The organism is Streptomyces azureus (assembly GCF_001270025.1).
GTDB lineage: Bacteria > Actinomycetota > Actinomycetes > Streptomycetales > Streptomycetaceae > Streptomyces > Streptomyces azureus.
In genome coordinates this window covers 28,829-49,275 of record NZ_DF968231.1, presented here as the reverse complement: position 1 = coordinate 49,275, position 20,447 = coordinate 28,829, and the positions used below count along the sequence as shown (strand labels likewise).

The following is a 20,447-nucleotide window of genomic DNA, read 5'->3' as shown; positions in this document are numbered from 1 at the left end:
CGTCGCCCTTGTACGATCGCGCCCATGAGGATCCGCTGGACGTACGCCTTCATCGACCGCCCGCGTGAGGCGTTCGACACCGCCTGCGACTTCTGGACGGCGGTCACGGACACCCGGCTGTCCGAACTGCGCGGAGAGGACTCCGAGTTCGTCACTCTGGTCCCGGACGACGCCGACGCCTGCCTGAAGGCACAGGCGGTGCGGTCGGGGGGCGGCGGTGCGCATCTCGACTTCTGTGTGGACGACGTAAGGGAGTTCGCCGACTCGGCGACGCGGCTCGGCGCGAGCGTGGTGGCCGACCTCGGATCACTCGTCGTGCTGCGGTCGCCCGGCGGGCAGTTGTTCTGCGCGGCCCCTTGGCAGGGGCAATCGTCGCGCCCGGGGGTGGTGCGGGGCAGCCGTCTCGACCAGGTGTGCGTGGACGTGCCGCCGTCCGCCTACGACGCCGAAGTCGCCTTCTGGAGCGGGCTGCTGGCCGGCTGGACGTCACGGCCCGGCTCGCTCCCGGAGTTCCACGTGGTCGAGCCGCCGCCAGGGCTGCCGGTACGCCTGCTCCTGCAACGCCTCGACGAGGAACGCCCGGCCTCCGCCCACCTCGACCTCGCCTGCGCGGACGTCGAGGCGACCCGGACGTGGCACGAGAAGCTCGGGGCCGTGTCCGTGGCCGACTTCTCGGGCTGGACGCTGATGCGCGACCCGGCGGGCGGCACGTACTGCCTGACGACCCGGGATCCGGAGACGGGCTCGCTGCGCGCCTAGTCCGCTTCAACGTACGCGCACAGGACGGCCCCGACGTCCTCAGGCGTCGGGCAGGGCGGCAGGTCCGGTGTCTCGTCGGGGTTCGCGTCCTCCCAGACGTACGGTCCCCGAGGCTTCGTCGAGTCCTGCATCCACAGCGTCAGCCCGCCTGCGACGACCGCGACCAGCGCCCACACGATCACCGCCCGGCGCCACACCCGGCGCCGCCGCTCCCCCGCCATGTCCATGCCTCACACGCTAGTCGTTCAACCGCGCCGCCCGCGCCTGGAGATAGCGCTGCTCGGGGAGGCTGAGGGTCCGGGCGGCCGCCGACTCGTAGGCGGCACGGGCGGCTTCGGGCTCGCCCGCGCGCTCCAGGAGGTGACCTCGTACGGCGTCCAGGCGGTGGCCCTTCAACTCATCCGCCAGGGCGTCCAGTTCGGTCAAGCCGGCGTGCGGTCCGTGGACCATGGCGACGGCTACCGCGCGGTTGAGGCGTTCGACCGGGCCCGGGACCAGGCGGACGAGGACGTCGTACAGGCCCAGGATCTCGGCCCAGTCCGTCGCCTCGGGCGAGGGTGCCTCGTCGTGGACGGCGGCGATCGCGGCACGCAGTCGGTACGGCCCGGGCCGGCGCCGGGACAGCGCCCCGGTGACCAGTGCGACGCCCTCCTCGATCGCGGCCTTGTCCCAGCGGTCCCGGTCCTGCTCGTCGAGGGGGATCAACTCGCCGTGCGGTCCGCTGCGCGCGTCGCGACGGGCGTCGGTGAGCAGCATCAGGGTGAGCAGGCCGGCCGCCTCGCAGTCGTCGGGGAGCAGCCGGTGGACCGTGCGGGCCAGGCGTACGGCCTCGCCCGCGAGGTCGCGGCGCTGGAGGGCGGCTCCGGAGGTGGCCGTGTAACCCTCGTTGAAGATCAGGTAGAGGGTCTGGAGGACGGACGGCAGCCGCTGCCTTCGGGCGGGGTCGTCGCAGGTGGGGCGGTGCCCTCGGCGGACCGGGACTTGCCGGCGGTCCGGGTGTCCTCACGGGCGTGGCCGCTCTCGGCCCCCTCCGCGTCGTAGGCCGCGCACTCGGGGTTGCGGCAGGGGCCCGGTACCCAGCGCGGGACCCACGCGCCCAGCGTCTTGTGGCGCCGGACGACTGCTTCCACTGGCTGTCCGCAGGTGGGACAGACGTGTTCTTCGCTGCCCATGTCCTCAGGGTAGGCCGGTCTGGGCGTCAGCGCTTCCTGCTGTAGGTGCGCACCAGCACGTCGTTGCCGAAGGTGCGCACCGACTCCAGGGCGAACTCCGAGATCGCGAATCCGGAGCCGAACATCGGCATGCCCGCGCCGTACACGAGCGGGTAGGTCTTGATCACGAGTTCGTCGATCTCGTCGCGCAGTTCGCCCGCGATCTGCGCGCCGCCGCACAGGTAGATGCCGAAGTCGCCGTCCTCGGCCTTCAGTTCGCGGACCTTTCCGACCAGGTCGTCCGCGATGATCTCGACGTTCGGGTCGGGCGACTCCTTCAGCGTGCGAGAGGCGACGTATTCGCGCAGGTGGGCGTACGGGCTGGTGACGCCTTCCTTCAGAGCGAGGTCGTAGCTGCCGCGGCCCTGGATGATGGTGTCGAACCGCTTGTTCGGCAGGTCGTCGACGCCGAGGGCCCGGCGTCCGTGGGTGGGCACGGTCTCCGGGTATTCCGCCTTGAGGAACGCGAGGAACTCCTCGTCGACGAAACGGACCATCGACGTCCCGTCGCCGCCCGGGTCGCCGATGAAGCCGTCGATGGAACAGGCGATGAAGTACGTGAGCTTTCGCAAGCCGGTCTCTTTTCGTAGGCTGCCGGTGCAACGACTTCAGTTGTAGTACTCCTGATGTAGTGGTTGCAAGCGATATCCGCGAACCGACGAAAGTGGGAGAAGGGACTCCGCATGGCCAGCAATCCCGAGCGCCGGGCCGCGCTCGTCGACGCCGGTGTCGAGGTGCTCGCGCGCGAGGGAGCGCGCGGGCTGACGTTCCGCGCGGTGGACACGGAGGCCGGCGTGCCCGTGGGCACGGCCTCCAACTACTTCACCGGCCGTGCCGACCTGCTGCGCCAGATCGACACCCGGCTGCACACACGGCTCGCGCCCGACCCCGACGTGGTCGCCGAGCTGATGAACCGCCCCAGGGACCGTTCACTGGTCACGGCCTTCATGTACGACCTGATGGCCCGCGCGACCCGCGACCGCACGGGCTATCTGGCCCTCATGGAGCTGCGCCTGGAGGCGACCCGGCGTCCCGAACTGCTCGCCTCCTACACCAAGTCGGTGCGCGGCGACCTGGAGGAGGCCATGGAGTTCCACCGGACGGCCGGCCTCCCCGGCGGCGACGAGTCCGTCGCCGTGCTGTACCTGGCCATGCTCGGACTGCTCCTGGAGCACCTGACCCTGCCGGGCGTCCTGGAGGGCGTACTGCCCGGGGTGAGCGTGCCGGACGGGCTGGTGGAGAGGATCGTGGCGACGGTGTTGCCGGAGGGAGAAGCCGGACAGGGTGGCGTGGACACGCCCTAGGCCTTGCGCGTGCGGGGCTCGCGCCACATCGGCCACATGGTCGGGCCGTCCTCCGGGAGGTCCAGCACCGGGTCGGCGAGCTCGAAGCCGAGGCGCTCGTACAGCTTGCGGCTGCGGGCGCTGCTCGCCTCCAGGTAGGCGGGCAGTCCCTCGTCGTCGCAGCGGTCGAGGACCGACTCGATGAGCGCCGTGCCGAGACCCTCGCCCTGGCGGCCGGGGGCCACGCCGATCATCCACAGGTACTCGTGCGCCCGCCCGGTGGGGTGGATGGCGGCGGTCAGCCGGCCGATCGTCTCGACGCGTTCGTTGTCCGGGTCGACGGCCTGACGCACCTGGGCCGGACCGTCGTCCTCGGCGTCGCCGTCATGGTCGTCGGCCGGCATGGACAGCCACAGCGCACAGGCCGAACCGTCCTCGGTGAGGTCGATGCGCCCGCCCGCGAGCACGATGTCGGTGAAGGCGGCCATGAGCCCGGGATGCTTGGCGCGACGGTCCTCCGCCCCGGGGAAGACCCAGCCGCTCACGGGGTCGTCCTGGAACGCCTCGTCCAGCAGCCGGACAACCAGCTCCCGGTCCCCCTCACCCGCCGTCCGGATCGCCACACCCATGTCCCACCCCTTCGCTCGTCCCGACCGGCGTTGATCGTAGGGCGGTTGGGAGCCGTCCCGGCGCGTGGGGCATGAGCTTGGCGGGATTTCATCGAACCGCTGCCCAAAGCACCTGTCGTGACCGGCAGTAGGAGGCGGGTCCCGCACACCGTGGGGCAGTGCGGGACCCGCCTGGCCGGAGGCCCGGGGCCGTACGGGGTCAGGAGCCGCACGGCCCCGAGGCGCTCCGGGGTCCTGCCCTTCGGTGACCCGAAGGTCCGTCAGGTGCCGCCGACGGCCCGTTGCCGCACCGTCCGCCGTCAACTGCTGCGCCGTGTCACGAACTCGGCGAGGGCCAGCAGACCGCCCGCCGCCTCCGGGTCCGGCACCGCGCGTGCCAGTTGCTGCATCGCCGCTGCCATCCGGTCGGCCGCCTGGTTCTGCGCCCAGTCACGGCCGCCCGCCCGCTCCACGGTCAGGGCGATGTGGTCGAGGTCCTCCTTCTCGCTGGGTCGTGCGTACAGTTCGGCGAGTTCCGCGGCCGCCGGCGTGCCGGAGACGAAGGCCGCCACGACCGGCAGGGACTTCTTGCGGGCGGCCAGGTCCGCGCCGACGGGCTTGCCGGTGCGGCGCGGGTCGCCCCATATGCCGATCACGTCGTCGATGAGCTGGAAGGCGAGCCCGGCCTCCCGGCCGAACGCGTCCAGCGCCGCCACGTCCGCGTCCCCGGCACCCGCGTACAGCGCGCCGATCGCACAGGCGCTGCCCAGCAGTGCGCCCGTCTTGGCCTCCGCCATGGCGAGCACCTCGTCGAGCGTGACCTCGCCGGGAGCACGCCGCTCCATGGCCGTGTCCGCGTGCTGTCCCGCGCACAGTTCGATCACACAGTCCGCGAGCCGGGCGGTGGCGGTCCGGGCCGCCGGATGCGGGTCCTCGGCGAGCAGCCGCATGGCCAGCGCCTGAAGGGCGTCCCCGGCGAGGATCGCGTCGGGGTCGCCGAACACGGTCCACGCGGTGGGCCGGTGCCGGCGGGTGGCGTCCCGGTCCATCACGTCGTCGTGCAGAAGCGTGAAGTTGTGGACCAGCTCCACCGCCGCGGCCGCCCGGACCGCCGCCGCCCGTGCCTCGGACCCGCCGAGGGCGGTCGCCGCGGCGAGGACGAGCGCGGGCCGGATCGCCTTGCCGGAGCCACCCTCTTCCGGTGTGCCGTCCGCCTGCTCCCAGCCGAAGTGGTAGAGCGCGATCCGGCGCATCGGCCCGGGCAGCGAGCCGAGCACGTCCCGCAGTACCGGGTCGACCTCCGCCCGGGCCCGCTCCAGGAGCATGACCGCCTCGTGCCCCTCGGCCGGCCCCGGTCGGCCGTCCCGCTGTGTTCCGATGGGTCCCCGCCTTTCCGGTGCCCCGGCCGCACGCCCGGGCTCGGTACCGCGCTGCCCGCCGGGAGCGGGCAGCGCGGTCTCCGTCCTGAACTCCGCAAGGGACTCACCCATGGGACCGCCTCGGAGACTGAGCGGACGGTGGCGCTTCCGCTGCCGCTGGGCGCGTACCCCGAGGGTGTACCCGCGCTGCCGGGCGCGGACACGGCCGCCGCACCGGAAGCGTCACTGCCAGCGGCCGATCTCGACGTTCTCCAGGACGCCGAGCGCGTCCGGTACCAGGACCGCGGCCGAGTAGTAGGCCGTGACCAGGTACTTGATGATGGCCTGTTCGTTGATGCCCATGAAGCGCACCGACAGGCTCGGCTCGATCTCGTCCGGGATGCCGGAGGCCCGCAGGCCGATGACGCCCTGGTCGCTCTCGCCGGTACGCATGGCGATGATCGACGTCGTCCGCTCCGGGCTCACCGGGATCTTGTTGCACGGGAAGATCGGCACTCCGCGCCAGGTGGGGATGCGGTTGCCGGCCATGTCGATGGTCTCGGGGACGAGCCCGCGCTTGTTGAGCTCACGGCCGATCGCGGCGATGGCGCGCGGGTGGGCGAGGAGCAGTTTGGTGCCGCGGCGCCTGCTGAGCAGCTCGTCCAGGTCGTCCGGGCCGGGCACGCCGTCGTGCGGCTGGATCCGCTGGTCGTACTCGCAGTTGTGCAGAAGGCCGAAGTCGCGGTTGTTGACGAGCTCGTGCTCCTGGCGCTCCTTCAGCGCCTCGACCGTCAGCCGGATCTGCTGCTCGGTCTGGTTCATGGGCTGGTTGTAGAGGTCGGCCACGCGCGTGTGGATGCGCAGGACGGTCTGGGCGACGCTCAGTTCGTACTCACGGGGCCTGGCCTCGTAGTCGACGAACGTGTGCGGGATGTCCGGCTCGCCGGAGTGGCCGGCGGCGAGGTCGATCTCCTTCTCGCCGTACTTGTTGGAGCGCTGCTGGGGGATCGAGCGGCGCCGCTGGAGGTGCTCGCGCAGCGAGTCCGAGCGCTCCGCGATCTGCTCGACGTCCTGGCGGGTCAGGACGAGCACGGTGCACGCGGTGAGCGCCCGGGCCGTGTACTCCCAGATGGCGTCCCCGTTCAGCAGCGCTTCGTCGCCGAGGTAGGCGCCGTCGGCGAGGACCCCGAGGGACTCGTCGTCGCCGTACGGGCCCGTGCCGACCTTCTCCACCCTGCCGTGCGCCAGCAGGTACACCTCGTCCGTCGGGCTGCCGAACGAGGCGATCACCTCTCCTGCGGCGATCTCCCGCTGCTCGCAGCGCCGGGCGATCTCGAAGAGCACCTCCTCGTCCTCGTACGACCGCAGCGCCGGCAGTTCACCCAGCTCCGCGGGGATGATCTCGACGCGGTCGCCGGTCTTCACGAACGTCAGCCGGCCGTCGCCCACGGCGAAGGTCAGCCGCCGGTTCACCCGGTACGTACCACCCTGGATATCGACCCAGGGCAGCATCCGCAGCAGCCAGCGGGAGCTGATCTCCTGCATCTGCGGCACGGACTTGGTCGTGGTGGCCAGGTTCCGCGCGGCCGCCGTGCCGAGACTCTGCTGCGGCTTGGTCTGCTCCGTGCGGACCTCTTCGCCTACCGACATAGAGAACTGCCCTCCCGGTTGTGACCGACGCCCAATATGCCTCGGGCATCGATGTGCACGACCAAGCCTTCCTCACTCAACGTCGCGGTGCTATTACACGAACGAGCGGGAATGGATCTTCGTACAACTGGGCAGAGGGCACGCTTCTCCGGCGTTCGCGGGGCGGCGCGGCAGGGTTCCGGGCGGCTGGCGACAATCCGTCGGAACCTGTCGGTTGTGCCGCTGGGGAGCGTGCGGGACCGGACCTAGCGTGGTGACCCGTCCCTCCCACCGACCCCGGAGACGGCCTGTCCATGGAGTACATCGCGCCGATCGGCATCGGCATCCTCTACGCCCTGTTGATGTCCCTCGTCCGCGAACCGCACCGGCGGCGCCTGAACGCGGTCATGGTCGCCGGTGCCGGCGCGGCGTACCTCAGCGGCGGCGGCATGGGCGGCTGGGAGTTCCCCTTCACCGCGCTGCTCGCCTACGTCGCCTTCCGCGGCCTGGAGTCGTGGACGTGGATCGGCATCGGCTGGCTGCTGCACACGGTGTGGGACATCGTGCACCACATCAAGGGCGACCCGATCATCCCCTTCGCCCACACCTCCTCCCTGGGCTGCGCGATCTGCGACCCGGTGATCGCACTCTGGTGCCTGCGGGGCGGCCCGTCCCTCATCGACCTCGTGCGCGAGCGCCGTCGGTCCGGGCAGCCGCAGCCCGGCCCGGGCTCGCGCGAAGGCGTCAGTCCCGAGTCCCCCTCCCCCACTCCCGGGTGACAATGGCCCGGTGACCAGCCCCGACACCTTCGCATTCGCCGCACTGCGCCCGCGGCTGCCCTCGCCGGTGCGGGAGGTCGTGGACGACCGGTTCGAGCGCCACGGCGTCCGGTTGGCGCTGAAGCGGGACGACCTGATCCACCCGGAGCTGATCGGCAACAAGTGGCGCAAGCTGGCCCCGAACCTCGCGGCGGCGGCCGGCCGTACCGTCGTCACCTTCGGCGGCGCCTACTCCAACCACCTGCGCGCCACGGCCGCGGCCGGCCGGTTGCTCGGCATCCGCACGGTCGGCGTCGTACGCGGCGAGGAACTGGCCGCCAGGCCCCTCAACCCCTCACTGACCCGCTGTACGGCCGACGGCATGCGGCTGCACTTCGTCGACAGGGCGACGTACCGCCGCAAGTCCGATCCGCGGACCCTGGCCGCGATCCTGCGCGCGGCGGACGCCGAGGAGGCGTACGTCGTCCCCGAGGGCGGCAGCAACGCGGAGGCGGTACGCGGCTGCCGGGCGCTCGGCGCCGAACTGCGCGGCCAAGCCGATGTCATCGCCGTGGCCTGCGGCACCGGCGGCACACTGGCCGGACTGGCCGCCGGTCTCGCCCCCGGGCAACGTGCCCTGGGTGTCCCGGTCCTCAAGGGCGGCTTCCTGGCCGCCGACGTCAGGGCCTTGCAGCACCAGGCCTTCGGCGGTCCGCGCGGCACCTGGAGCCTCGACGACCGCTTCCACTTCGGAGGCTACGCGCGCGTGCCCGACGAGCTCGACTCCTTCGCCACGGACTTCGAGCACCGCCACGGACTGCCCGTCGAGCGCCTGTATGTCGCCAAGCTGCTCCACGGGCTCGTCGCCCTGGCCGGCGAAGGAGCCTTTCCGCGCGGGACGACGGTGGCGGCCGTGGTCACCGGCCGCCCCTTCCCGTGAGGCCCGGCAGCGCGCCCGCGCCGTCCGCCCCTCCCGCCTCTACGCCGTCTCCCGGAAGGCCGCCGCCTCCTCCAGGTCCAGCCTGCGCAGCAGCGTCCGCAGCATCTCGTCGTCGATGTACCGGGCGTCCCGGAGCTTGACGAACACCTCGCGCTCGGCGCTGATCATCTCCCGAGACAGCCGCCGGTAGGTGTCGTCGACGGACTCCCCGGTGACCGGGTTGGCCTGCCCGAGCCGTTCCCAGACGGCGTTGCGGCGGCGCTCCAGGACGGTGCGGAGCCGGTCTGCGAGCGGCGCGGGCAGGGCGTTGCGCTCGTCGGTCAGGAGTTCGTCCAGGCGCCGCTCTGCGGCCCGGGAAGCCTGCGCCTGGGCGTTGGCCTCGGCCAGTGTCTCGGCCTGTGCGTCCCGCCCGGGGAACTTCAGCAGACGGATCAGCGGGGGCAGGGTCAGCCCCTGTACGACCAGCGTCCCGATGACGGTCGTGAAGGTCAGGAAGAGGATGAGGTTGCGGTGCGGGAAGGGCTCCTCGCCGTCGTGCAGGGTGAGCGGGATCGAGAAGGCGATGGCGAGCGAGACCACGCCCCGCATACCGGCCCACGCGACGACGAACGGCCCCTTCCACGTCGGACTCGCCTCCCGTTCCCGGATCCGGGCGGACAGCAGCCGCGGCAGGAAGGTCGCCGGGTACACCCACGCAAACCGGGCCGCGACGACCACCAGGAAGACGGCGACCGCGTACGAGGCGGCCAGGACCCCCTCGTACTCCCCGAGGCCCCTCAGCACCACCGGCAGCTGGAGTCCGATCAGCGCGAACACCGCCGACTCCAGGACGAAGGCGACCATCTTCCACACCGCCTCCTCCTGCAGACGCGTGGCGAAGTCGACCTCCCACGCGCGGTGTCCCAGGTAGAGCGCGACGACCACGACCGCGATGACACCGGAGGCGTGCACCTGCTCGGCGACGGCGTACGCGACGAACGGGGTCAGCAGGGAGAGCGTGTTCTGGAACAGCGCCTCCTTCACGTGCGTGCGCAGCCAGTGGATCGGCGCCATCAGCACGAGCCCGACCACGACGCCGCCGATCGCCGCGAGCAGGAACTCGCCGATGCCCCCGGCCCAGGCCGCGCCCTCGCCGACGGCGGCGGCCAGGGCCACCCGGTAGGCGGTGATCGCGGTGGCGTCGTTCAGCAGGGACTCGCCCTGGAGGATCGTGGTGATCCGCGACGGCAGTCCGACCCGGCGGGCCACGGCCGTCGCCGCGACCGCGTCCGGCGGCGCCACCACCGCGCCGAAGACCAGGGCCGCGGTCAGCGGCAGGTCCGGCACGATCAGGTACAGCGCCCAGCCGACGACGAAGGTCGCGAACAGCACGTACCCGACGGACAGCAGCGCCACCGGCCGCAGCTGCGCCCGCAGGTCGAGGTACGAGCTGTCGGTGGCAGCCGTGTGCAGCAGCGGGGGCAGCAGGAGCGGCAGGACGATGTGCGGGTCGAGGGTGTAGTCCGGCACCCCGGGGACGGAGCTGACCGCCAGCCCGACGGCCACCAGCAGCAGTGGCGCAGGCACCGCGGTGCGCCTGGCCGCCGCGGCGATCGCGGCGCTGCCCGCCACCAGCAGCAGCAGTGGCATCACGTCCATCGTTCTCGCCCGCCCTCATTTTTTCCACGCGGTCTTCGCGGCCGTCGTAACCTGGCAATCATGAAACAGTGCACGCACGCCGAGGCGCTGCCTCACTCCGAACCCGTCCCGCTCAGCGAGACGTGTCCGGAGTGCCTGGCGGAGGGCATGGATCCGGTGCAACTACGGCTGTGCCTGAGCTGCGGTCACGTCGGCTGCTGCGACTCCTCGCCGGGGCGGCACGCGGCGGAGCACCACAAGGAATCCGGGCATCCCGTGATGCGGACCCACGAGCCCGGGGAGACTTGGCGGTGGTGCTTCGTCGATCATGTCCTGGTGTGACTCGACAGGACCCCGGCGCGGGACGGTTCGACCGTCTGACGTCTGGGTACGTCAACCCGGCGCACGCTCTTCCCATTTGGGCCCGCAGAACCTCTAGACACGGAGCGTATCCACAGGTTTACTGTGAGTGACGGCAAGGGGTTGGGGTCCCGGGGACAGGACTGTTGAGAGCGCGGTAGCGTCACCGCTGAACCATGTATCGCGTTACCCCGGGGGGCGACCCTCGGCCCTGAAACACTTGTACCACCATGGAGGTGAGGGTGTCCCAGATCGCAGGCGAGCCCGCGACGCAGGACTTCGTGGAAGTCCGGCTGCCGGCTGCGGGTGCCTACCTGTCGGTGCTGCGTACGGCCACGGCCGGTCTCGCGGCCCGTTTGGACTTCACCCTCGACGAGATCGAGGACCTGCGCATCGCCGTGGACGAGGCCTGCGCGATCCTGCTTCAGCAGGCCGTGCCCGGCTCCGTGCTCAGCTGTGTCTTCCGCCTCGTCGACGACTCACTCGAGGTCACCGTCTCGGCGCCGACCACCGATGGTCATGCCCCCTCGCGGGACACCTTCGCCTGGACGGTCCTGTCCGCTCTCGCGGGCAAGGTCTCCTCCGCCGTGGACAAGGACAAAACCGTTTCGATCAGCCTCTACAAACAGCGCGGCGCGGGACCCGGGCCGGCGTGAGGAAAGAGGACGGGCCGGTGCGGGACGAAGAGCGCGGCACACGAGAGCTGCCGGCCGAGGGCACGGCCACGGACCCGTGCGGTCCGGCCGTGACCCGGCACATGGCGGACGGCATCGACGGCATCCCCGAGCAGGCCCGCCCGCATCCGGAGGACGACTCCGCTGAGGCCGTCCTCCCGGGCGGCGGGCAGCGGAACCAGGACGGTGCCGTGCGGAGCGCGCCTCCGGGCGGAGGGATCGCGGCACCTCCTGCCCAGGGGGGTCCCCCCACTCGCGCGAAGTCGGGAGTGGCGGAGGAGGCGAGGGCTCGGGGAAGGGCGACGGGCGGGACGATGAGCGAGCACGAGCGACACTCCGAGGAAGAAGCGCCGCGCGCACGCCACGCACAGGGTGCGCACGGCTCCCCGGACCGCAGCGGGGCGCGCGAGATGTTCCTCAAACTGCGCACGCTGAACAATGGCAGCCCCGAGTACGCGGAGCTGCGCAATCAGCTCGTCCGTATGCACCTGCCGCTCGTGGAGCATCTCGCACGCCGCTTCCGCAACCGCGGCGAGCCGCTCGACGACCTCACCCAGGTCGCCACGATCGGGCTGATCAAATCGGTCGACCGCTTCGACCCGGACCGCGGAGTGGAGTTCTCCACGTACGCGACCCCGACGGTCGTCGGCGAGATCAAGCGGCACTTCCGCGACAAGGGCTGGGCGGTGCGCGTCCCGCGCCGGCTCCAGGAGCTGCGCCTCTCCCTGACCACGGCCACGGCCGAGCTCTCGCAACTGCACGGCCGCTCTCCCACGGTCCACGAACTCGCCGAGAAGCTGGCGATCTCGGAGGAGGAGGTCCTGGAGGGCCTGGAGTCCGCCAACGCGTACTCCACGCTGTCCCTGGACGTCCCCGACACCGACGACGAGTCCCCGGCGGTCGCCGACACCCTCGGCGCGGAGGACGAGGCGCTGGAGGGCGTGGAGTACCGGGAGTCCCTCAAGCCGCTGCTGGAGGACCTCCCTCCGCGTGAGAAGCGGATCCTGCTGCTGCGCTTCTTCGGCAACATGACCCAGTCGCAGATCGCGCAGGAGGTCGGCATCTCCCAGATGCACGTCTCGCGGCTGCTGGCGCGCACACTCGCCCAGCTCCGGGAGAAGCTCCTCGTCGAGGAGTGACGGCTACTTCTGTACGTTGCCGGGCCCGCGGATCCCGAGGGCCCGGGTCGTCTCGGGGTTCATGAGCAGGACGAGCGCCGCTACGGCCACGACCGCGAGGGCGATCCCGGCCGGAATGGCCATGCTGTCGGCCTGGAGCAGGTTGTAGGCCACCGGCAGCGCCATGATCTGGGTGATGACGGCCGGGCCTCGGCTCCAGCTGCGGCGGCCGAGCAGCCCGCGCGCGGCGAGCAGCGGCAGCAGCGCGAGCACCACGAGCGTGACGCCCCCGGTCACGGCCTGCTGGCGGTTGTCCGGCTCGCCGGTGAGCCCGAGGACGAGCATCCACACGCCGCCGACGACCAGCGCCAGCCCCTCCAGTGCGGCCAGCAGCGCGGCGTACGTCAGACGCCGCGGGCGGGGACCGGTGTTGTCCGGGGTGGCGGGGGTCTGCTCACTGCTCACCCCTGAAGGGTAGCCCTCGGCTGCGCGCCCCTCGTGGCGAGGTTCACCCCCGCTCTCTTACCTGATCCCTACCTCGGTCTGGGCCAGGTACCACCCAGTAGGTACGCTGCCAGTCATGCGTGCACTTCTCGTGGTCAATCCGGCGGCAACCACCACAAGTGCGCGCACACGCGACGTACTGATCCACGCGCTCGCCAGTGAGATGAAGCTGGAAGCGGTCACCACCGAGTACCGCGGCCACGCGCGCGACCTCGGTCGGCACGCGGCGGAGAGCGACGACATCGACCTCGTGGTGGCCCTCGGCGGCGACGGCACGGTCAACGAGGTCGTCAACGGCCTCCTGCACGCAGGCCCCGCCCCGGGACACCTCCCCCGCCTCGCCGTGGTCCCGGGCGGCTCCACCAATGTCTTCGCCCGCGCCCTGGGCCTGCCCAACGACGCGGTGGAAGCCACCGGCGCTCTGCTGGACGCCCTGCGCGACGGCAGTGAACGTACCGTCGGCCTGGGCCTGACCTCCGGCACACCGGGCACGGAGGACGAGGCGGTGCCCTCACGCTGGTTCACCTTCAACGCGGGCCTCGGCTTCGACGCCGGTGTGGTCGGCCGGGTCGAGCAGCACCGCGAGCGCGGCCGGAAATCCACACACGCTCTTTACGTACGCCAGGTCGTGCGCCAGCTCCTCGGCGAGCCGAACCGTCGGCACGGCACGATCACGCTGGAGCGGGCCGGCGAGGATCCGGTCACCGATCTGGTGCTGTCCATAGTCTCGAACACCTCCCCGTGGACGTTTCTGGGGAATCGCCCGATCTACGCGGCACCTAAGGCCTCGTTCGATACCGGCCTCGATCTCTTCGGCCTCAGCCGGCTGTCCACTGCGGCCGTTGCCCGGTATGGCACCCAGTTGCTCACTTCGTCCCCCGAGCGCGGACCCCGCGGCAAGCACGCCACCTCTCTGCACGATTTGACCGAGTTCACCTTGCATTCGAAGGCGCCGCTGCCCCTCCAGATGGACGGTGACCACCTGGGCCTGCGAACAAGCGTGACGTTCACAGGCGTACGCCGTGCACTGCGTGTGATTGTGTGAGCAGAACTGGCTAAAGTCCTTTCACTCGAACGTTTAGGCCAGGGTCCACCCCATGGAAGTACGGCTGTGACCTAGTCGACACCGAAGAATCAAAAAAAACTTTCCAGAAGGGGTTGTATCCGCCGCTGAGGTTTGCGAGTCTCTACGTGGCGATCGGGACGGCCCGCAACACCGGCCTCCACTGATCACCAGAACCCCTCTTCAATTCACAGGACCCACGCCAGGGAACTGGCGGTCGGCCCTTCACTTGTTGAGGGATTCGTGAAAGCGTTCACATTCACAAGCACCTGCACGTAATACCAAGGAGAGGTAGCAGCCATGGACTGGCGTCACAACGCCGTTTGCCGCGAGGAAGACCCCGAGCTCTTCTTCCCCATCGGCAACACCGGTCCTGCGCTGCTGCAGATCGAGGAAGCCAAGGCCGTCTGCCGTCGCTGCCCGGTGATCGAGCAGTGTCTGCAGTGGGCGCTCGAGTCCGGCCAGGACTCCGGCGTCTGGGGTGGTCTCAGCGAGGACGAGCGCCGCGCCATGAAGCGCCGTGCCGCCCGCAACCGGGCCCGTCAGGCCTCCGCCTGACAACCCACCCCTGCTGACAGCCTGAGCTTGGCGGCGCGTACAGCGAGTACGCATCTCCCGCCCCCGAGCCGCAGCGCGCAGTTCCCCCGATGCGCTTGAGTTAAGCAGCAACGAGCTTTAGCCCCGGGCCACTTGATGGCCCGGGGCTCAATGCTTTTCAGGGGCCTGATCCAGCTGGACGCTTCCTACTTCCGCGTCGGCACCGGGATGTCCAGGATCACGCGGGTGCCGCGCTCCGGGGCCGGAACCATGTCGAACGTTCCCCCCAACTCGCCCTCCACCAGGGTTCGTACAATCTGGAGTCCGAGGTTGCCCGCGGTCTGCGGATCGAAGCCGTCCGGCAGGCCGACCCCGTCGTCCTGGACGGTGACCAGCAGGCGGGCCTCCTTGGTCGTACCGCCGCGGACCGCCGACACCTCGACCGTGCCGGTGTCGCCCTCGCGGAAGCCGTGCTCCAGCGCGTTCTGCAGAACTTCGGTCAGCACCATCGAAAGCGGGGTGGCGACCTCGGCGTCGAGGATGCCGAAGCGGCCGGTGCGCCGGCCCGTGACCTTGCCCGGGGAGATCTCCGCGACCATCGCCAGGACGCGGTCGGCGATGTCGTCGAACTCCACGCGCTCGTCCAGGTTCTGGGAGAGCGTCTCGTGCACGATCGCAATCGACCCGACGCGTCGCACCGCTTCCTCCAGGGCCTCGCGGCCGCGGTCGGACTCGATGCGCCGGGCCTGGAGGCGGAGCAGGGCCGCCACCGTCTGGAGGTTGTTCTTGACGCGGTGGTGGATCTCCCGGATCGTCGCGTCCTTGGTGATCAACTCGCGTTCGCGGCGGCGGAGTTCGGTGACGTCACGGAGGAGGACCAGCGAGCCGATGCGGGTGCCCTTGGGTTTGAGGGGGATCGCGCGGAACTGGATGACCCCCTCGCTGGCCTCGATCTCGAACTCGCGGGGCGCCCAGCCGCTGGCGACCTTGGCGAGCGCTTCGTCCACCGGGCCCAGGGTCGGGGCGAGTTCGGCGGTGGTCCTGCCCAGGTGCTGGCCGACGAGGTCGGAGGCGAGGCCGAGGCGGTGGTAGGCGGACAGCGCGTTCGGGGAGGCGTACTGGACGATGCCGTCGGCGTCGAGCCGGACCAGTCCGTCACCCACCCGGGGCGAGGCGTCCATGTCGAGCTGCTGGTTCGCGAACGGGAAGGCGCCGGCCGCGATCATCTGCGCGAGGTCGGAGGCGCTCTGAAGGTAGGTGAGCTCCAGGCGGCTCGGGGTGCGCACGGTGAGGAGATTGGTGTTGCGCGCGATGACACCGAGGACGCGCCCCTCCCGCCGTACGGGGATCGACTCGACCCGGACGGGGACCTCTTCGCGCCACTCGGGGTCCCCCTCGCGCACGATGCGGCCCTCGTCGAGGGCGGCGTCGAGCATCGGGCGGCGGCCACGCGGGACGAGGTGGCCCACCATGTCGTCCTGGTAGGACGTCGGACCGGTGTTGGGCCGCATCTGCGCGACGGACACGTACCGCGTGCCATCGCTGGTGGGGACCCACAGCACCAGGTCGGCGAAGGAGAGGTCGGAGAGCAGCTGCCACTCCGAGACCAGCAGGTGGAGCCACTCGAGATCGGTGTCGTCGAGGGCGGTGTGCTGGCGGACGAGTTCGTTCATGGAGGGCACGTGAGCGAGCGTACCCGGGGGTTTGTACGGCTCTGAAATGTACGGCCCCTCACAGATAGGGGTCCCCTGAAACACCCGCGGGCCGCGGCGCCTGAGAGGGACCCTCAACCCTCCCGGCACCGCAGCCCGGAGCAGTATCGGCCGTGGGGTGTGCGGTCCCGGTCGGCCGAAGGGCGAGGAGCCGGGGCAGTCAGGGCAGAGAGCCTCGGTTCCTCTGTCCGCCTTCCTGTGCGGGGAAGGCGGAGGCTGATGTGCGCTCACACGCGCTCTCGTCACGCATTGTGGACTAGACCACTCTTAGGTGTCCATGCGTTGGAGGCTGTTCGTTGTTGTTAATTCTCCGACGGATCGGACGCGCTGGCGTCCTCCGGGCAGCCTAACCCGTGTGGGTTCCTGTGCGGGGCCAGATGGACATGGCAATTTCCGCGACCGCCTCCAGTTCCTCCCGGCTCGCCCCGTCCCGCGCCTGTTGCGACATGCCCTGGATCATGGCTCCGGTATGGCGGGCCAGGGCGGCGGCATCGGTGCCGGGGGGCAGCACGCCGGCGGCGACGTCAGCTCTGATGCGGCTCTCGAACGCGGCGATGCTGGCGTTACGGCGATCCCGCAGCGACTGTTCGACCTCGGGCGTCGAGCAGTTTGCGGCGGCATGGACGACGAGGCAGCCGTGCGGGTGGCCGGGTTCCGTGTACGCGGTGGCGGCCTCGCGCAGCATGCGCTCGACGGCGGCCCGGGCGGTGGGCTCCTCGGCGAGGGCCCGGTCGGTGAACGAGCCGTACCTCGTGCCGTAGACCTGTACGACCTCCTCGAAGAGGGACTGCTTGTCCCCGAAGGCCGCGTAGAGACTGGGGGCACCTATGTCCATGACACGGGTGAGGTCGGAGACGGACGTGGCCTCGTAGCCGTGCTCCCAGAAGGCCAGGAGCGCCTTCTCCAGCGCGGTCTCGCGATCGAAGGAGCGGGGGCGGCCGCGAGGCCTCCCCTTGACCTTGCCCGTGGAGGCTCCGGGCCTCTCGGCCTGCGCGGTTCCGTGCCGCTCGCCCCTCGTGGCCCCGTCGTCGTTCACCATGGAGTGCATTTTATAGCGGGCACTAGAGAAATGGCTATGGGGTGCGGTACGGTCATTTCTGTAGCGACCACTAGTTAAATGCGAAGGGGGCGTCGCCATGGGCGTGCTCACGGGCAGGACGGCACTCGTCACGGGGGCGAGCAGGGGCATCGGGCGCGGGATCGCCGAGCGGCTGGGGCGCGACGGCGCGCGGGTCGGGGTGCACTACGGCAGGAACGAGACGGCGGCGAAGGAGACGGTCGCGGCGATCGAGTCGGCGGGCGGCTCGGCGTTCGCGGTGGGCGTGGAGCTGGGCGTACCGGGGGACGCCGAGGCGTTGTGGGCGGAGTTCGACCGGCATGCGGACGGGCTGGACATCCTGGTGAACAACGCGGGGATCGGCAACACGCGGCCGATCCAGGAGCTGGACGAGCAGGAGTACGACAAGGTCTTCGCGGTGAACGTGAAGGCGCCGTTCTTCATCCTCAAGCAGGGCATGAGCCGGCTGCGGGACGGCGGCCGGGTCGTCAACATCTCGTCAGGCTTGGCGCGGACCGCCGTGATGCCGGACAACATGGCGTACGCGATGACGAAGGGCGCGCTGGACGTCCTCACGCGAGACCTGTCCAAGGTGCTGGGCCCTCGGGGCGTCACGGTGAACTCGGTGGCGCCGGGGATCATCGACACGGACAACACGGCCCGGCTGCTGCGGGGCACTGCCGACGGCTGGGCGAAGGCCGCGGCGATATCGGCGCTGGGCGGAGTGGGCGAGCCGGCCGAAGTCGCCGACGTGGTGGCGTTCCTCGTCTCGGACGGGGGGCGGTGGGTCACAGGGAGCTGGGTGGATGTGACGGGGGGTTCGCTCACATAGAGGCGCCGGCACGCAGTCGGGGGTCCCAGCTGCGCCGACGGCACCAGCGAACTGCGTCACCACACCCTGGTCCTCAGGGGGCTCCGTCACCACGCCATGGCCCTCAGCGACTGTCCATCGCCCCGCCCCGGTCATCAGCGAGTCACCATCACCCCGTCCTGGCCTCAGCGAGTCTCCGTCACCTTCGCCAGCGCACGAGGCGCGTCCGGGTCCTGGCCTCGGGCGATGGTGACCTCATAGGCCAGGAGCTGGAGGGGAATGATCTCCAGGACGGGCTGGACCTCCTCGGCCACGTCGTCCGTCGGCAGGGCGAAGCCGGCCGACGCCTGCTCGACCTGATGCCTGGGGCCGATGACGACCAGGTCGGCACCTCGGCCACGCAGCCGGTCCAGGACCGGCTGGAGCGCTTCGCCGCCCCTGCCGTCGGTGACCACGTCGATGACCGGGGAGACGTTGTCGACCATGGCGAGCGGTCCGTGCAGCAGGTCGGCGCCGGAGTAGGAGAGGGCGGGGATGTAGCTGGTCTCCATCAGCTTGAGGGCGGCCTCCTTGGCCGTGGGGTAGCCGTAGCCGCGCGAGGTGATCAGCATGCGCTCGGCGAAGCGGTAGCGGGCGGCGAGGGCGCGCACCTCGTCCTGCCGGGCGAGCAGCCGCTCGGCGAGGTCCGGCAGCACCTGGGCGGGCGCGCCGTCACCGCCGCGCAGGCCCTCGACGAACAGGTAGAGCGCGAGGAGGGAGGCGGTGTTCGTCTTGGTCGCGGGGAGGGCCTTCCCCGGACCGGCCATGAAGTCGATGTGGTACTCGGAGACGCCGGCGAGCGGTGAGTCCGGGTTGTTGGTGACGGCGAGCGTGATCGCGCCGGCCTCGCGGGCGGCCCGGTCGAGGCGACCAGGTCCGGAGAGCCGCCGGACTGACTGACGGTGACGACGAGGACATCCGTGAGGTCGGGCCGGGCGCCGTAGGCCGTGGTGGTGGACATCGAGGTGAGTCCGCAGGGCAGGCCGAGCCGGATCTCCAGGAGGTACTTGGCATAGAGGGCGGCGTTGTCGGAGGTGCCGCGGGCGGTCAGCAGGACGAAGCGGGGAGCACGGGCGGCGATCCGCCGCGCCACGTCCCGGATGGCTGGGGCGCCGTCGGCCAGGATCCGGCGCAGGACGGCGGGCTGTTCCGCCATCTCCCGGGCCATGATCCGGCCCGGGCGCTCGCTGAGGGTGTCCGGAGTGGCGGCGGCGGTCATGGCGGGGCTCCTTCCGGGGACGCGGGCAGATGCAGCTCCCATTGCACTCCCCCGCACCGCGGAACGCCCACGCGGGATTGGCTCTGTTCACCTGCCGGAGGCCTGGCCGGCACCGGGCCGCTGCCCCTGTGGGACCGGCGGCATTCACCCTGGGAGCGACGCCACCGCTCTGTTAGATTGGTCTAAACCACACGACCCCTCCCGGGTCCGGTCCCAAGTTGAGCATCCCTCTCAGATCGGCAGGCCCAGCGTGGAAGTTGTCATCGTTCCGGACGCCAGGGCGGGCGGCGAGCTCATCGCCGAGGCCATGGCCCAGCTGCTCCGGCGCAAGCCCGACGCCCTGCTCGGCGTGGCGACCGGCTCGACGCCGCTGCCCGTGTACCAGGCGCTGGCGGCCAGGGTGCGGTCCGGTGCCGTGGAGGTCGCGCAGGCGCGGATAGCCCAGCTCGACGAGTACGTGGGGCTGCCTGCCGATCATCCGGAGTCGTACCGCTCGGTGCTGTGGCGTGAGGTGCTGGAACCGCTCGGGATCGGGATGGACCAGTTCATGGGGCCGGACGGCACGGCCGAGGACGTGCAGGGGGCATGCGAGGCGTACGACAAGGCGCTCGTGGATGCCGGGAGTGTGGACCTTCAGCTGCTCGGGATCGGGACCGACGGGCACATAGGGTTCAACGAGCCGTGTTCGTCGCTGGCGTCGCGGACGCGGATCAAGACGCTGACGGAGCAGACCCGGATCGACAACGCGCGCTTCTTCGACGGCGACATCGACCAGGTGCCGCACCACGTGATCACGCAGGGCATCGGCACGATCCTGGAGGCCCGGCACCTGGTGCTGCTCGCCACCGGTGAGGGCAAGGCGGACGCGGTCGCGGCGATGGTGGAGGGACCGGTCGCCGCGGTGTGCCCCGCGTCCGCGCTCCAGCTCCACCCGCATGCGACCGTCGTGATCGACGAGGCCGCCGCGTCGAAGCTGAAGCTGGCGGACTACTTCCGGTACACCTACGCCAACAAGCCGGAGTGGCAGGGTATCTAGGGCCTGCCGTTTGAACCAGGTCGCAGCCGCGGGGCCCGGCACGCGCATCTGCGGCCCTGCACCAGCGCCGACGAACCCACTGCCGCCCTGGCAGACTTCCTGTACACCTACAGCGACCACCGCGGCCACACGGCACCGGCGGTCACCCACCGAT

General features: G+C 70.8%; 21 protein-coding genes and 2 pseudogenes. 11 read left to right on the top strand and 12 right to left on the bottom strand.

What is annotated here, in order from left to right; all coding sequences use genetic code 11:
- The first annotated feature begins 24 nt into the window (after positions 1–24).
- The gene (locus AOQ53_RS09680; protein ID WP_059416582.1) at positions 25–759 is read left to right on the top strand and encodes a VOC family protein; all 735 of its coding nucleotides are present in this window, start codon (positions 25–27) and stop codon (positions 757–759) included.
- Here the strand turns inward: AOQ53_RS09680 and AOQ53_RS09675 are convergent.
- The 4 genes and pseudogenes from AOQ53_RS09675 to AOQ53_RS09665 form a co-directional block, all read right to left on the bottom strand.
- The gene (locus tag AOQ53_RS09675) at positions 756–986 is read right to left on the bottom strand and encodes a hypothetical protein (protein WP_059416581.1); all 231 of its coding nucleotides are present in this window, start codon (positions 984–986) and stop codon (positions 756–758) included. The genes AOQ53_RS09680 and AOQ53_RS09675 overlap by 4 nt on opposite strands.
- 10 nt (positions 987–996) lie before the next feature.
- Positions 997–1,689: pseudogene (locus tag AOQ53_RS09670) on the bottom strand (RNA polymerase sigma factor); the annotation flags it as partial.
- Complete coding sequence (locus AOQ53_RS40595) at positions 1,653–1,931, bottom strand: hypothetical protein (RefSeq protein WP_078945230.1); 279 nt, start codon at positions 1,929–1,931, stop codon at positions 1,653–1,655. The gene AOQ53_RS40595 and the pseudogene AOQ53_RS09670, both read right to left, overlap by 37 nt.
- Positions 1,932–1,957: 26 nt before the next feature.
- Positions 1,958–2,542, bottom strand: coding sequence for a dihydrofolate reductase family protein (locus AOQ53_RS09665; RefSeq protein ID WP_059416580.1), 585 nt, complete (start codon positions 2,540–2,542; stop codon positions 1,958–1,960).
- 111 nt (positions 2,543–2,653) lie between these two features.
- Between AOQ53_RS09665 and AOQ53_RS09660 the strand changes: the two genes are divergently transcribed.
- The gene (locus AOQ53_RS09660; protein WP_059416579.1) at positions 2,654–3,274 is read left to right on the top strand and encodes a TetR/AcrR family transcriptional regulator; all 621 of its coding nucleotides are present in this window, start codon (positions 2,654–2,656) and stop codon (positions 3,272–3,274) included.
- On the opposite strand, the gene AOQ53_RS09655 is transcribed toward AOQ53_RS09660, so the two are convergent.
- The 3 genes from AOQ53_RS09655 to AOQ53_RS09645 all read right to left on the bottom strand — a co-directional run bounded on the left by AOQ53_RS09655 (position 3,271) and on the right by AOQ53_RS09645 (position 6,869).
- Positions 3,271–3,882 carry a GNAT family N-acetyltransferase gene (locus AOQ53_RS09655; protein ID WP_059416578.1) on the bottom strand — a complete coding sequence of 204 codons (612 nt, stop codon included), beginning with the start codon at positions 3,880–3,882 and terminating at the stop codon, positions 3,271–3,273. The genes AOQ53_RS09660 and AOQ53_RS09655 overlap by 4 nt on opposite strands.
- 299 nt (positions 3,883–4,181) lie before the next feature.
- Positions 4,182–5,351: a family 2 encapsulin nanocompartment cargo protein polyprenyl transferase gene (locus tag AOQ53_RS09650; RefSeq protein ID WP_059416577.1), complete on the bottom strand. Its 1,170-nt coding sequence runs from the start codon at positions 5,349–5,351 to the stop codon at positions 4,182–4,184.
- A 111-nt stretch (positions 5,352–5,462) separates the two neighbouring features.
- On the bottom strand, positions 5,463–6,869 hold the full coding sequence (locus AOQ53_RS09645; RefSeq protein ID WP_059416576.1) for a family 2B encapsulin nanocompartment shell protein: 1,407 nt from the start codon (positions 6,867–6,869) through the stop codon (positions 5,463–5,465).
- Between the two features lie 293 nt (positions 6,870–7,162).
- On the opposite strand from AOQ53_RS09645, the gene AOQ53_RS09640 reads away from it, so the two are divergent.
- Positions 7,163–7,627, top strand: a complete 465-nt coding sequence (locus AOQ53_RS09640) for a DUF6010 family protein (RefSeq protein WP_059416575.1) — start codon at positions 7,163–7,165, stop codon at positions 7,625–7,627.
- A 10-nt stretch (positions 7,628–7,637) separates the two neighbouring features.
- The gene (locus tag AOQ53_RS09635; protein ID WP_059416574.1) at positions 7,638–8,546 is read left to right on the top strand and encodes a 1-aminocyclopropane-1-carboxylate deaminase/D-cysteine desulfhydrase; all 909 of its coding nucleotides are present in this window, start codon (positions 7,638–7,640) and stop codon (positions 8,544–8,546) included.
- A 39-nt stretch (positions 8,547–8,585) separates the two neighbouring features.
- Here the strand turns inward: AOQ53_RS09635 and AOQ53_RS09630 are convergent, their stop codons facing one another.
- On the bottom strand, positions 8,586–10,184 hold the full coding sequence (locus AOQ53_RS09630; RefSeq protein WP_059416573.1) for a Na+/H+ antiporter: 1,599 nt from the start codon (positions 10,182–10,184) through the stop codon (positions 8,586–8,588).
- Between the two features lie 60 nt (positions 10,185–10,244).
- Between AOQ53_RS09630 and AOQ53_RS09625 the strand changes: the two genes are divergently transcribed.
- The 3 genes from AOQ53_RS09625 (at position 10,245) to AOQ53_RS09615 (ending at position 12,336) form a co-directional block, all read left to right on the top strand.
- Positions 10,245–10,505, top strand: coding sequence for a UBP-type zinc finger domain-containing protein (locus AOQ53_RS09625; protein ID WP_059416572.1), 261 nt, complete (start codon positions 10,245–10,247; stop codon positions 10,503–10,505).
- A gap of 260 nt (positions 10,506–10,765) precedes the next feature.
- Positions 10,766–11,179, top strand: coding sequence for an ATP-binding protein (locus tag AOQ53_RS09620; RefSeq protein WP_003992877.1), 414 nt, complete (start codon positions 10,766–10,768; stop codon positions 11,177–11,179).
- A 17-nt stretch (positions 11,180–11,196) separates the two neighbouring features.
- Positions 11,197–12,336 (top strand): RNA polymerase sigma factor SigF, encoded by a 1,140-nt coding sequence (locus AOQ53_RS09615; RefSeq protein WP_078945229.1) that lies wholly within the window; start codon positions 11,197–11,199, stop codon positions 12,334–12,336.
- A gap of 3 nt (positions 12,337–12,339) precedes the next feature.
- Here AOQ53_RS09615 and AOQ53_RS09610 read toward each other — a convergent pair whose 3' ends face one another.
- Positions 12,340–12,780: a hypothetical protein gene (locus AOQ53_RS09610; RefSeq protein WP_059416571.1), complete on the bottom strand. Its 441-nt coding sequence runs from the start codon at positions 12,778–12,780 to the stop codon at positions 12,340–12,342.
- A 115-nt stretch (positions 12,781–12,895) separates the two neighbouring features.
- On the opposite strand from AOQ53_RS09610, the gene AOQ53_RS09605 reads away from it, so the two are divergent.
- Both AOQ53_RS09605 and AOQ53_RS09600 read left to right on the top strand, forming a co-directional pair.
- On the top strand, positions 12,896–13,864 hold the full coding sequence (locus AOQ53_RS09605; RefSeq protein WP_059416570.1) for a diacylglycerol/lipid kinase family protein: 969 nt from the start codon (positions 12,896–12,898) through the stop codon (positions 13,862–13,864).
- 318 nt (positions 13,865–14,182) lie between these two features.
- Complete coding sequence (locus AOQ53_RS09600) at positions 14,183–14,440, top strand: WhiB family transcriptional regulator (protein WP_003992873.1); 258 nt, start codon at positions 14,183–14,185, stop codon at positions 14,438–14,440.
- A 185-nt stretch (positions 14,441–14,625) separates the two neighbouring features.
- Here the strand turns inward: AOQ53_RS09600 and AOQ53_RS09595 are convergent, their stop codons facing one another.
- Positions 14,626–16,092 (bottom strand): sensor histidine kinase, encoded by a 1,467-nt coding sequence (locus AOQ53_RS09595; protein WP_059416569.1) that lies wholly within the window; start codon positions 16,090–16,092, stop codon positions 14,626–14,628.
- Between the two features lie 385 nt (positions 16,093–16,477).
- A complete protein-coding gene (locus tag AOQ53_RS09590) occupies positions 16,478–17,170 on the bottom strand; it encodes a TetR/AcrR family transcriptional regulator (protein ID WP_059416605.1) in 693 nt (230 codons plus the stop codon).
- Positions 17,171–17,267: 97 nt separating this feature from the next.
- Between AOQ53_RS09590 and AOQ53_RS09585 the strand changes: the two genes are divergently transcribed.
- Positions 17,268–18,020: an SDR family oxidoreductase gene (locus AOQ53_RS09585; RefSeq protein ID WP_059416568.1), complete on the top strand. Its 753-nt coding sequence runs from the start codon at positions 17,268–17,270 to the stop codon at positions 18,018–18,020.
- A gap of 164 nt (positions 18,021–18,184) precedes the next feature.
- On the opposite strand, the pseudogene AOQ53_RS09580 reads toward AOQ53_RS09585, so the two are convergent.
- A pseudogene (locus AOQ53_RS09580) lies at positions 18,185–19,257 on the bottom strand (SIS domain-containing protein).
- Positions 19,258–19,507: 250 nt separating this feature from the next.
- Here AOQ53_RS09580 and nagB point away from each other — a divergent pair.
- On the top strand, positions 19,508–20,293 hold the full coding sequence (gene nagB / locus AOQ53_RS09575) for a glucosamine-6-phosphate deaminase (RefSeq protein ID WP_059416567.1): 786 nt from the start codon (positions 19,508–19,510) through the stop codon (positions 20,291–20,293).
- Positions 20,294–20,447: the final 154 nt, after the last annotated feature.